Genomic DNA, 11,109 nt, shown 5'->3' with positions numbered 1-11,109 from the left:
GCGCAGCAGCGGGTAAAGCGTTGGCGCCGTTTGGTGACAAAGCCGGAACAGCAGCGGCTTTATTGGGTCTGTTTCAAATGAGTGGATCTGGGCTCGTAGTCGGTATTATGCAGAGATTATCACTCGAACCAGAAATGCTAATCACCTTACTTCTTTGGCTTACTGCGCCGAGCTTAATCGTGCTGTGTTCGAAGGTAGGCCATAAATGGCATGAGGTAAGGTTATCAGCCGAACATAGTTAATATGATGTGTTATTAGTGTCAAAACAGGTGTATATTTAACCTCTTACGATTAATACATATTATGCACTGGATAACCAATAATAATGTCGATGACAACTTACGAGATGGCCCGAGTTCTTGAACAGTTAGAAGATGCACCAGAAAAAATCATGTTTGGTAAAATTCTTAACGAGATGGGAAACCAAAGTGGTGAGCGTATTCGTAGTGCGGCTAAGCAGGTTCCTATTGATGTACTAAAAGATATCGTTTTTCAATTTCAACAGGTTATAGAGTCAAGAAAAGGCGAGCAGGTAGAAACGTTAGCCAAGCAGCTAGCCGAGCAAGGCATTTCCGCTGAAGAATTAAAAGCGTATTTAGCTCGTTAATCGCATTGTTCCGTTAATGGATTCATCGAAATGGCCTCACTTTTTAGTGAGGCCATTTTTAATGCTATAGAATATCTCGAACATCGTACAACAGATGACGGGCCGTTACGGATTCACATTGCGATTAATAGGGTTTTGTAGAGAAATCAGTGTCTCTGTAGACTGAACTTCATCAATGGCTTGTAGCTTGTCGATCAGAACATACTGCAGCTCTTCAATAGACTTACACATAAGCTTGACAAAAATGTTGTAGGCGCCAGTCGTGTAATAAGCTTCGACAACTTCTTCAAGTGCATTGAGCTTAGCAATCGCAGAATGATAATCTCTTGCCGCATTCAAGTTTATTCCAATAAAACAGCAAACGTCATAGCCGAGTTTCTTGGTGTTAACGATCACCTCTGTTCCTTGAATAATATCGGCTGACTTCATCTTTTCAATTCTAACGTGAATCGTGGCGGGGCTGACATCGAAGCTTTTTGCCATTTCAGCGTAAGGTTTACGAGCGTCTTCCATCAAAGTTTTGAGTATGGCCCGGTCTAGGTCATCGAGCTTAGCTTGTTGCATTTAATCACCGCGATTGTGAGGAACAAAAGAGAAACGCACTCAGTATATTTTATCAACAGCGATGTTACTATTATCAATTGATTGCATTCCTTGTGCCATGCTGATGCTCGATTTTCATCTTTCCCCGAGTCATGACTTTGTTTCATTATTTAGCCGGGTGGTCTGATATTGCCATGACATCAAAATGCAGCTTGGAATCGATCTAAATTATGACTAATGCAATGGTCATAGAAACCCAAGAAAGCGCCGAGAAAAACAGGTAGACTTCTGCCGTTCATTTTATTGTATTTACTGACTGACATCTGGAGCCAACTTTGCAGTTACAACTGATTTGCGAAGACGCATCACAACAAGATAACTTAGATGGCTTAGCCAAGCGCTGGAGGCTGAAACACGATAGCTCGAGTATGTTTGCGTTGGTGCTAACCGATGAGCATTTAGAATTACGCAAATTAGACGAACCCAAACTGGGGGCCATTTTTGTCGACCTCGTTGGTGGTGCCGTTGGTCATCGTCGTAAGTTTGGTGGTGGAAAAGGACAAGCAATAGCCAAAGCCGCAGGGCTTAATAAAGGAGCGACCCCCACGGTTCTTGATGCAACGGCGGGGTTAGGGCGCGATGCCTTTGTGTTAGCGTCTTTAGGCTGCCAGGTTCAAATGGTCGAACGTCACCCGGTTGTTGCAGCACTACTTGATGATGGGCTCTCGAGAGCAAAACAAGACAGTGAGATTGGACATTGGGTAACGGAAAGAATGTCACTCATACATGCCTCTAGTCACGATGCTTTAACATCACTAATTGAAGACAAAAGCTTTGTTCAACCTGATATCGTGTATCTTGATCCTATGTATCCACATCCAGAGAATAAGAAAAAATCGGCACTTGTTAAAAAAGAGATGCGTGTTTTTCAGTCGCTAGTCGGGGCTGACAATGATGCCGATGATTTATTAACTCCCGCTTTGGCGCTTGCCACTAAGCGAGTGGTGGTAAAACGCCCTGATTATGCTCCATGGCTAGGTGACAGAAAACCCGCTATGGCGATAGAAACCAAGAAGAACCGCTTTGATGTTTATGTAAAGGCATCGATGAGTTAATACAGTAAGTGACTAAAGAAATCAGTGACTAAAAATAACAAGCATAAAAGCCGTTACGACACGTTACTCAATAAAAACGCTCACTAAATGAGTGAGCGCTTTAAGTTTCTGGTTTTTAGATAAGACTTTAGGCACGGCTTTTAGATAAAGTCTTCAAGAGAGTAACGACTCCGTATTTCCCCAGGCAACCAGTATGGATCTAAGCCTGTTGTTCAACCCGCTTTTTTACCCATGTTTCATTGACCCACAGTGAAAGCAAAATAATCAGTCCACCAATAGATAAACTCACAAGGTCTACATCTCGATTCCAAATGACAATGTTTACTATAAGCCCAGCTGGGACAAGGAGGTTATTCATCACGGCGAGAGCGCCGGCATTCACAAGGCATGCCCCTTTATTCCATAGAAAGTAGCCGGCACCAGAAGCGATCACACCCAGATAAATCAAAACGCCCCACTGCAATGAGGTGGTAGGCAAATTATCGATATTGCCCATCAGAGCAAATGCGATGGTCGCAACACACAGGGCACCAAAATAAAAATAGCCAAAAATAGAATGGTGAGGTAGCTCTGTGGCTTCTTGCTCCATTACATACTTATAGCTGACTTGTCCGATCGCAAAGCAAAGGTTAGCACCTTGAACCACTAAGAATCCGAGTAAAAAGTTGTCATTTACGCCCGAAAATTTAATGAAAGCAGCCCCAGATACCGCTATTGCTGCGGTGACTAAGTACCAGGGCGAAAAACGTTGTTTAAGCAGGTCATAAATCAGCGTCACATAGATGGGTGTGAAAACGGTGAACAACAGGACTTCAGGAACAGAAAGCAACAAGAACGATTGGTAATAGAAGCAGTACATAAGACCAAGTTGTATGCCCCCAATACACATCAGTTTCAATTTCAATGTATTAGCGACACCCCGGAACTGGGTAAAAGGAATAAACACAAGGCTTGCTAAAGCAACGCGTATCCAGACTGAAAACCAAGAATCAACCTGACCGGCCAGATAAACACCGATCAAACTAAACGAAAATGCCCAAAGTAGGGTAACGGCAGAAAGATAAAACATAAATAAGATTCATTATCAAAAAGATAGCTGCAGTTTACCCTAATTGGTATTGGTTATAAATAGAACGTTCTACCCCGCTAATATCGCTTAATCGGTCAGCGGCACAACCAGCATATCGACGGGAGAGCTATTGATAAGCTGGCGAGTCGATGAGAGTAACTTACTCCAGAAGTCTTGGTGGTGCCCGCACACGACCAAATCAAAGTTGTGTTCATTGATGGTGTCGCATAGCTCATTACTGAGATCCCCACTTCCAATTAAGGTGTGTTTAATTGGGTATTGAGCATGATCCGCTAATTCTTGTAATTGCGCTTGAGACGATTCCATTGCTTGATGCTGTGTTTCGGCAAGATTGATGTCGATAAGACCGGTATAAAGCTCCGCATAGTTTACATCGATATGAATAAAAGAAAGCTTAGCGTTCAGAGGTTTGGCGAGTGCAGCGGCCTTATCAACCAGCAATTTGCTGTCTTCAGAAAGGTCGACTGCGACTAAGATATGTTGATAGCTCATTTGGATCTCTCCTATTTTATTGGGATAGGATTACTCTAGCATCAGTGAATAAGGATTATTGCTGTTGTGATCTCATATCCACATTGAGTAATGAACATGTTATTGTTTGATTAATAGATTTAGTCAATGCAGTTAGATAGTTGAAATAGGGGAAAAAAATGTTACCAAAAGCCATGGTTGAGCAATTGAATGAGCAAATAAACCTAGAATTTTTCTCATCCAACCTATACTTACAAATGAGTGCTTGGTGTGAAGACAAAGGATTTGAAGGTGCGGCTGAGTTTTTACGAGGTCATGCCGTTGAAGAAATGCAGCATATGCAGCGTCTTTTTACTTACGTAAGTGAGACGGGTGCAATGCCGATACTTGGTGTCATTGAAGCGCCACAACATGAATTTGAAAGTTTAGGTGCCGTGTTTCGTTTGACTTATGAACATGAGCAAATGATCACTGAAAAAATCAATAAACTTGCTCATGTTGCCTTCACTAATCAAGACTACTCAACGTTTAACTTCTTGCAGTGGTACGTTGCTGAACAGCACGAGGAAGAGAAGTTGTTTAAAGGGATATTAGATAAGCTAGAGTTAGTGGGTGAAGATGGTAAGGCACTGTTCTTTATCGACAAAGATCTAGCTGTACTAGCTAAAGAAGGTTCATCTTCTATTATGGATGCTGTTGCTGAGTAACATCAGCAAAAAGACAATTCACTGAGTCGTCTTTTCTTTTCAAGCATTGATAGAAGATGTAGGGAGGAGAAGATGATCAGTGGAGACACGATTTTATTAGCGTTGCTATTAGTGACCGGGCTCAATGTGGCTCGATACTTAACGGCGCTGCGTTCATTAATCTATATTATGAGAGAAGCTCATCCCTTGCTTTATCAGCAAGTTGATGGTGGTGGGTTTTTTACCACCCATGGTAATATGACCAAGCAAGTTCGCCTTTATAGCTACTTAAAAACCAAAGAGTATCATCATCATCATGACCCAGTGTTTACTGGCAAATGTGACCGAGTAAGAGAGCTCTTTATTCTTTCTTGTGGTTTATTGAGTGTGACGCTGCTGATCGCTTTTATGGTTTGATTCGTTATTGAATCAATCAAGACTTCAAATTGGCATTCCGTTTATTTGGAGTTAGAATACGATACCATCGTAAGGATGTGCTTTTGCACATCCTTTTTTATTTGTCGAGCCATTACAGAAGAGCAATAACATGAGCAACCAATTTGATGTCGTTATTATTGGCGCGGGCGCAGCGGGATTAATGTGTGCTGCTGAAGCGGGCAAGAGAGGACGAACGGTTCTATTGGTTGATCATGCAAAAAAGCCTGGTCGAAAAATTCTGATTTCGGGTGGTGGTCGCTGTAACTTTACCAACTATGATGTTTCCGCGAATAACTTCTTGTGCAAAAATCCACACTTCGTTAAGTCGGCGCTTTCCCAATATACCAACTGGGATTTCATTTCCTTGGTCAGCAAACATGGGATTGAGTTTGAAGAGCGTGAACACGGGCAGCTGTTTTGTGTCGATTCCGCCAAAAAAATTGTTCGCATGTTACTCGATGAGTGCCAGCTCGATAGTGTCACTCAGCGTTACCAAGCCAACATCACTCGTGTAGAACAAAATGAAACGGGCTTCACCCTTGATATCGATAGTGATGTGATTGAATGTCAGTCATTAGTGGTGGCAACAGGGGGGCTATCGATGCCCAAATTAGGTGCAACCCCATACGGCTATAAGATTGCTGAACAGTTCGGTTTACCCGTGATACCTACAACCGCAGGCCTTGTTCCATTTACCCTGCACAATAAAGACAAAGATGATTTGGCCGGCCTATCGGGTGTTGCTCTTCCTACCGAGGTGACCACGCAAGACGGCACACTCTTTAAAGAGGCGTTACTCTTCACTCATCGTGGATTGTCTGGCCCATCGATACTGCAAGTGTCATCATTTTGGAAACCAGGACAAAGCGTGTCGATTAACTTAATCCCTAATGATGATGTCGAACTGTTACTCATCGAATCGAGAGAAAAACACCCGAATCAAAGCTTGAAGAACACCTTAGCAAAGGTCCTTCCTAAGCGGTTAGTTGAAGCGCTTATTGAGCGTAAAGAGTTCATTGATAAGCCTTTAAAGCAGTTGACCCCTAAGGAACAGGAAGCGATTGTTTCCTTGCTCGAAAATTGGAAAGTTGCACCCAATGGTACCGAGGGGTATAGAACGGCTGAAGTGACTTTGGGCGGTGTCGATACTGATTGTGTATCATCGAAAACCATGGAGTGTAAGAGCGTTTCAGGGCTCTATTTTATTGGCGAAGTGATGGATGTTTCGGGTTGGCTTGGTGGATACAATTTCCAGTGGGCTTGGTCAAGCGGTTTTGTCGCAGGGCAATGGGTTTAGTGAATTAAAACAACCTAGACTCCCCCATGTTCTGGGGGAGGTCAGTAGACCGTCGCTAATATTGCGGCCATGACTCATTAATCCCATTTAATTCAATCTATCAGCGAGTTAGCTCATCAGTCCATCAGCAGGACGGGTAAACAGCTCAACGAGATCCCTTTGGTTTTCAGGCTCATTAGGATTGAGTGGTTTTCTAAGGTGGAAACCTTGGCCTATGGTGCAACCTAGAGCTAAAAGCTGATCTTGCTGCTGCTGATTTTCAATGCCTTCTGCAATCACCTTGAGAGACAAGCTCTTTGCCATGGCAATGATTGCGCTAACAATAGCAACACTGTCTTCATCGCCCGGTATGTCATTAATAAATGATCGGTCGACCTTAATTTTGTCGATGGGTAATCCCTTCAGATAAGACAGTGATGAGTACCCGGTACCAAAGTCATCGAGAGAAACCTCAACGCCCAATGCTTTCAGTTGATTTAAATCGTGAGTCGCGAGGGCAAGATCACGCATTAAGAATCCTTCAGTGATTTCCACTTCAAGGTGATGGGCTGGAAACTGAGTGCTTTCCAAAATAGCCTGGAGGGTGTTTGAAAAGTGAGGCTGTTGTAGCTGATTCGCGGACACATTTACCGCAATCTTTGAAAATTGGTAGCCGTTATCCAGCCACAGCTTGCCTTGCTTACACGCGGTTTCTATTACCCATGTTCCAAGCTCATTAATCAACCCTGTTTTTTCCGCAATAGGTATGAATTGATCTGGAGAAATAGTACCTAAGGCGGGATTGTGCCAACGCAATAGTGCTTCTAGGCCACTGATGCGACCCGTGGTTAAATCAAACTGAGGCTGATAAACCAAATGAAACTCATCATTCTTAATGGCTTGATGAAGTGCAGAGTGGAAGCGAACATGAGATTTGGATTGATCGGTTAATTCAGGTGAATAAAAAGCGTACCCATTTCGTCCATTTTTCTTAGCAAGGTACATCGCGGTATCCGCATTTTTTAGCAATGTATCTGTATCCGTTCCATCTTGAGGGTATCGAGAAACCCCAATACTGGTGGATAAGTGCAACGGTTGGCTGTCGTTAGGATAAAAAGGCGCGCTAAATAGCCCCAACGCACTGCTGATCATGCTAATTAAATAATCAGGGTCGTTAAGGTCATCAATCACGATCACAAACTCATCCCCGCCAATTCTTGCGATATGATGGGATCGTAAGATTGAAGCTTTGAGCCGATCTGCCAGTTCAATGAGTACTTGATCGCCCGTGTAGTGGCCTAGGCTGTCATTGATGTGCTTAAAATGATCTATGTCGAGAAACAGTGTTGCGAAAGGTTGATCGGTTTTGATGTGCTCTGCTAACAGTTGGATAAGGTGCGTTCTATTAGGTAAATCGGTGAGCGGGTCATAAAACGCCATTTTACGAAGCTTTTGTTCATGTGCTTTTCGGGTCGTAATGTCCTCAAAGACACATAAGTAATTGAGCGCTTGATTATTTTTATCCAGAACAGCGGTGATGGTCGACTTTTGAGGGTATATCGTTCCGTCTTTACGCATGTTCGAGAGCTCACCTTTCCATTGCCCTGTGTTTTCTAAGCTTTGCCACATTTGTTTATAGAAAGCCGCATCCTGTAATCCTGATTTCAATAATCTTGGATTTCTTCCTCGAACTTCATCGGGGTGGTAGCCAGTGATGTCTGAAAATGCTTTGTTGACTTCAATAAGGTTACCGAGGTGATCGGTGACCATCATACCTTCATACGAGTTATTAAATATTTTCGCGGTGACTTTCAGTTGATTCTCTACGGTCTTACGTCGAGTCACATTCCGAGTCATACCCAGAACCCCAAGTAATTCCCCTTGGCGATCTTTAACCGGTGACTTTATGGTTTCTAACCAAATATTCTCGTTATTTTCATCGGTGCTCGAGCACTCTTCGACAATGTATTGACTATCATTGTCGACAACATGCTGATCAGCGCGGACAAACTTATTGGCTATTTCCTCATCAAACAAAGCGTGATCTTTGGAGCCAATAATCGTTTCTGAAGTGTAACCCCAGGCGCGTTCAACCGCGCTATTACAAACCACATACTCACCGCGGTTGTTCTTTATCCAGACATGATCATCTAAACCGTCAATAAACTCTTGTAACGATGGTAGTTGCTTTCCATGTTGAGATTGCAAGCTGGCTAAATCAAAACTGATTTTACCCGATACCATTGAGAGCCAAGAGGTGAAGGCGTCTGATTGAGTGGCGCTATTGGTTTTGTGGCCAGTCTCGGTTTTATTAGCACTTTCAGTTTCATTAGTACTTTCGGTTTCGGTTGTACTGCTGGTTAAAGCGGAGGTGATAAAGCCAAATAAGGTGCCGTTTGGATACCAAATTGGGGAGATCCAATAGGGTTGTTGACCACTGAAGTCTATTTGACTTTCTGTGTCTGGGTAATGGGCATTACTGTGCATTTCATCCAGTCGTCGAAGATGAAAGTTTGGGCTCTCAGTTTGAGTCTTAAGTACGAAGCTTGGTGTGCCACTTTCATCAAAAAGCGGTCGCCATTCGCGTTCTGCCGAATATCGGTATATCTGGTGTTTACTTTGAAACTTATGACTTAGTTGCTCGATAAGAGCTTGCCACTGCTTTAAGTGTAATGGGGGTAAGGCAATGCGAAACATAATAACTCTCAAGTGTTTATCATTTTTTCTCGACTCAAATGGAATTTATTATTGTAGATATGAGCGAGAGTATTCGACCTATTGTACCACTATTGATGAATATATAACCTGTGCTTATTTGATGTACGAACTTGGATTGGGTCAAGCTTAGGTGATTCTAGACGGTAAACTTATCGGGGAAAGGCACGCTGAGTATCAGATTTTGACCTATATTAAATGAAGATAAATGTCGTTTAAGGAGTGACTTCATGAGTCAACACGCATTGATTTCTCGTATTAATGAACTTCCTCGCATTGAAAGTGTACTGCAAGAATTGCTCGACATGGTCAACCGAGAAACCATTGATTTCGGAGAGCTATCCCGAAAAATGTCGATGGATCAAGTCCTCAGTGCTCGAGTTCTAAGGATGGCAAATTCAGCGCATTTTGGCGGTGTGAAGGGGGTGTCGACCATTAATGATGCCATCGTCCGCGTCGGTGCTGGTGCCATTCGAACGCTTATTTCCTCTTCTATTCTCTCGTCCACTTTTCCTAAGTTAGAAACGTTGAATCTGAAAGATTATTGGGCAAACACCTTTGAGGTGTCGATTATTGCTAGCACGATTGCAAAAACCGTCAAATTGGATGCCAATGAAACCTTTACCACCGGAGTTCTACACAATATTGGTGAGTTGATGATCCACTCTCTTGTCCCTGAACAAGCCATCGAAATAACCGCTAGGGTCGAGTCGGGGGAAAGTATCGTTAAAGTACAGCAAGAAGTACTGGGTACTGATTCCCAGCAATTAGGTGCAGAGCTCGCAAAAGCGTGGCAGTTTCCGTCAGAAATGATTGATGCCATCGCTAATGTCAATCAACCAGGAAAAGCCGTGGAGTCGAAGAAACTTGCGTGTGTCCTTTATCTTGCTCGCGATATCCACTTCAAATGGGATTCAATGCTAGGGGCGGATGAAAAACAAACGTATCTTACTCACCATCCTGTCGCGAAAGCCTTATCAATCGATTCCAGCATGATTGATAAGGTCGATGCCGTGCGTGGTCAAGGCAGTGAAATGGCGTACCAGATGTTTTAGTGACAATCGAGTCTATGTCTAAAGGCACGGTTAGAGCATATCGGGTTGATCAGACCTGGGGGGCCTTTTTCCATTTCACCTGTTGAATGACCAAACCTGTAATAATAAGGACAAGCCCGATCAGTGTTGCAGGGTGAATGTCTTCACCAATGATGGTGGCAAGCAGCATCAGAGAAATGAAAGGTGAAGCAAAAATAAGATTGCTGATTCGGGCGGTATTTTGCGTCAGCTTCAGTGCGCTTAGCCAAAGCACAAACGTAATGCCCATTTCAAACAGCCCGACATAGGTTACCGCTAGCCAACCTTGAGTCGTAATCGCATCCCAGTTTTCACCCTCATAAATACTTAAGCCCATTGCGAAAGGAATCGCGACGAGAAAACCAAGCAGCACGCCAATGACTGGATCGGCTTTATTTTTGGCGTTGAGAATCCAATACCCTGCCCAGAGAAGAGTAGAGAGCAAAGCTAATGAAACCCCAAGCGGGCTTTCAAAATTTAAGCCTAAGAGGTCGCCTTTGGTAGCGATAACAATGACGCCCAGATAACTAAACCCACAAGCAATCCAATCTTTGCCACGAATTTTTTGGCCTAAGAATACGGCGGCCATTAAAGTCAGCGTAATGGCCCAACTGTAGTTGATCGCCTGGGCTTGTGAGGCAGGGAGAAGATCGTACGCTTTAAATAAGATCAGGTAGTAAGCGAGCGGATTAATGAGCCCAAGTAATAAGTAATACCATGGGTTTGAGATAAACGTGGTTGAAAGTTGACCGAGCTTGCCTTGATAACTACAGATACCCACGAGCGCAATGGCTGAGACAACGCTGGCTACGGTTAACATTTGGATCGGGGTAAACTCGGCCAAAGTTAGCTTAAAGGCCGTAGCGACCGTTGACCAGAGTAAAACAGCGGCTAGACCAAAACCCAGTGCGCGACGTTCGTTCATAGATTACTCAATGTGATGGTGAATGATTTATAGGGGCGTTCGATATAAATACTTTCAATGGTTTAGGTGCCTAGTCTAACGGGGGATTGGAATAGCAACAAACTGGACATTTATCCAGTATGGAAATACCATAAACTTCATCGTTAGAAATGAGTTAATGCCTTTTATGC

At 43.3% G+C, this 11,109-nt stretch carries 11 protein-coding genes and 1 pseudogene; 7 read left to right on the top strand and 5 right to left on the bottom strand.

Annotated features, from left to right (window positions below; genetic code table 11):
- A pseudogene (locus ACP45E_RS00065) lies at nucleotides 1-242 on the top strand (Bcr/CflA family drug resistance efflux transporter); the annotation flags it as partial.
- Between the two features lie 83 nt (nucleotides 243-325).
- Nucleotides 326-607 carry a hypothetical protein gene (locus ACP45E_RS00060; protein ID WP_017034635.1) on the top strand — a complete coding sequence of 94 codons (282 nt, stop codon included), beginning with the start codon at nucleotides 326-328 and terminating at the stop codon, nucleotides 605-607.
- Between the two features lie 105 nt (nucleotides 608-712).
- Here ACP45E_RS00060 and asnC read toward each other — a convergent pair whose 3' ends face one another.
- The gene (asnC, locus tag ACP45E_RS00055) at nucleotides 713-1,171 is read right to left on the bottom strand and encodes a transcriptional regulator AsnC (RefSeq protein ID WP_017034634.1); all 459 of its coding nucleotides are present in this window, start codon (nucleotides 1,169-1,171) and stop codon (nucleotides 713-715) included.
- 314 nt (nucleotides 1,172-1,485) lie between these two features.
- On the opposite strand from asnC, the gene ACP45E_RS00050 reads away from it, so the two are divergent.
- Nucleotides 1,486-2,265 carry a class I SAM-dependent methyltransferase gene (locus ACP45E_RS00050; RefSeq protein WP_017038202.1) on the top strand — a complete coding sequence of 260 codons (780 nt, stop codon included), beginning with the start codon at nucleotides 1,486-1,488 and terminating at the stop codon, nucleotides 2,263-2,265.
- Between the two features lie 199 nt (nucleotides 2,266-2,464).
- Here ACP45E_RS00050 and ACP45E_RS00045 read toward each other — a convergent pair whose 3' ends face one another.
- Entirely contained in the window at nucleotides 2,465-3,334 is an 870-nt protein-coding gene (locus ACP45E_RS00045) for a DMT family transporter (RefSeq protein ID WP_017034632.1), read from the bottom strand.
- 87 nt (nucleotides 3,335-3,421) lie between these two features.
- Nucleotides 3,422-3,847 (bottom strand): universal stress protein UspA, encoded by a 426-nt coding sequence (gene uspA / locus ACP45E_RS00040; protein ID WP_017034631.1) that lies wholly within the window; start codon nucleotides 3,845-3,847, stop codon nucleotides 3,422-3,424.
- A 158-nt stretch (nucleotides 3,848-4,005) separates the two neighbouring features.
- On the opposite strand from uspA, the gene ftnA reads away from it, so the two are divergent.
- The 3 genes from ftnA to ACP45E_RS00025 all read left to right on the top strand — a co-directional run bounded on the left by ftnA (nucleotide 4,006) and on the right by ACP45E_RS00025 (nucleotide 6,247).
- Nucleotides 4,006-4,533, top strand: a complete 528-nt coding sequence (gene ftnA, locus ACP45E_RS00035) for a non-heme ferritin (protein WP_017034630.1) — start codon at nucleotides 4,006-4,008, stop codon at nucleotides 4,531-4,533.
- Between the two features lie 72 nt (nucleotides 4,534-4,605).
- Nucleotides 4,606-4,929: a universal stress protein UspB gene (gene uspB / locus ACP45E_RS00030; protein WP_017038201.1), complete on the top strand. Its 324-nt coding sequence runs from the start codon at nucleotides 4,606-4,608 to the stop codon at nucleotides 4,927-4,929.
- Between the two features lie 130 nt (nucleotides 4,930-5,059).
- Complete coding sequence (locus ACP45E_RS00025) at nucleotides 5,060-6,247, top strand: NAD(P)/FAD-dependent oxidoreductase (RefSeq protein WP_017038200.1); 1,188 nt, start codon at nucleotides 5,060-5,062, stop codon at nucleotides 6,245-6,247.
- Nucleotides 6,248-6,355: 108 nt separating this feature from the next.
- On the opposite strand, the gene ACP45E_RS00020 is transcribed toward ACP45E_RS00025, so the two are convergent.
- Nucleotides 6,356-8,923: a sensor domain-containing protein gene (locus ACP45E_RS00020; RefSeq protein WP_017038199.1), complete on the bottom strand. Its 2,568-nt coding sequence runs from the start codon at nucleotides 8,921-8,923 to the stop codon at nucleotides 6,356-6,358.
- Between the two features lie 248 nt (nucleotides 8,924-9,171).
- Here ACP45E_RS00020 and ACP45E_RS00015 point away from each other — a divergent pair, with 248 nt between their 5' ends.
- Nucleotides 9,172-9,996, top strand: coding sequence for an HDOD domain-containing protein (locus ACP45E_RS00015; RefSeq protein WP_017034626.1), 825 nt, complete (start codon nucleotides 9,172-9,174; stop codon nucleotides 9,994-9,996).
- 49 nt (nucleotides 9,997-10,045) lie between these two features.
- On the opposite strand, the gene ACP45E_RS00010 is transcribed toward ACP45E_RS00015, so the two are convergent.
- Nucleotides 10,046-10,939, bottom strand: a complete 894-nt coding sequence (locus ACP45E_RS00010) for a DMT family transporter (RefSeq protein WP_017034625.1) — start codon at nucleotides 10,937-10,939, stop codon at nucleotides 10,046-10,048.
- Between the last annotated feature and the right edge of the window lie 170 nt (nucleotides 10,940-11,109).

It is taken from the genome of Vibrio genomosp. F10 str. 9ZD137 (assembly GCF_049974785.1).
Classification (GTDB): Bacteria; Pseudomonadota; Gammaproteobacteria; order Enterobacterales; family Vibrionaceae; genus Vibrio.
The sequence above is the reverse complement of the archived record's forward strand: the minus strand, read 5'-3'. Positions and strand labels throughout refer to the sequence as shown.

What these genes read in the sequence shown, in the direction of transcription:
- ACP45E_RS00060 (WP_017034635.1), top strand. Translation starts at nt 326, where the DNA reads ATGTCGATGACAACTTACGAGATGGCCCGAGTTCTTGAACAGTTAGAA.
- asnC (WP_017034634.1), bottom strand. Translation starts at nt 1,171, where the DNA reads ATGCAACAAGCTAAGCTCGATGACCTAGACCGGGCCATACTCAAAACT.
- ACP45E_RS00045 (WP_017034632.1), bottom strand. Translation starts at nt 3,334, where the DNA reads ATGTTTTATCTTTCTGCCGTTACCCTACTTTGGGCATTTTCGTTTAGT.
- uspA (WP_017034631.1), bottom strand. Translation starts at nt 3,847, where the DNA reads ATGAGCTATCAACATATCTTAGTCGCAGTCGACCTTTCTGAAGACAGC.
- ftnA (WP_017034630.1), top strand. Translation starts at nt 4,006, where the DNA reads ATGTTACCAAAAGCCATGGTTGAGCAATTGAATGAGCAAATAAACCTA.
- uspB (WP_017038201.1), top strand. Translation starts at nt 4,606, where the DNA reads ATGATCAGTGGAGACACGATTTTATTAGCGTTGCTATTAGTGACCGGG.
- ACP45E_RS00025 (WP_017038200.1), top strand. Translation starts at nt 5,060, where the DNA reads ATGAGCAACCAATTTGATGTCGTTATTATTGGCGCGGGCGCAGCGGGA.
- ACP45E_RS00020 (WP_017038199.1), bottom strand. Translation starts at nt 8,923, where the DNA reads ATGTTTCGCATTGCCTTACCCCCATTACACTTAAAGCAGTGGCAAGCT.
- ACP45E_RS00015 (WP_017034626.1), top strand. Translation starts at nt 9,172, where the DNA reads ATGAGTCAACACGCATTGATTTCTCGTATTAATGAACTTCCTCGCATT.
- ACP45E_RS00010 (WP_017034625.1), bottom strand. Translation starts at nt 10,939, where the DNA reads ATGAACGAACGTCGCGCACTGGGTTTTGGTCTAGCCGCTGTTTTACTC.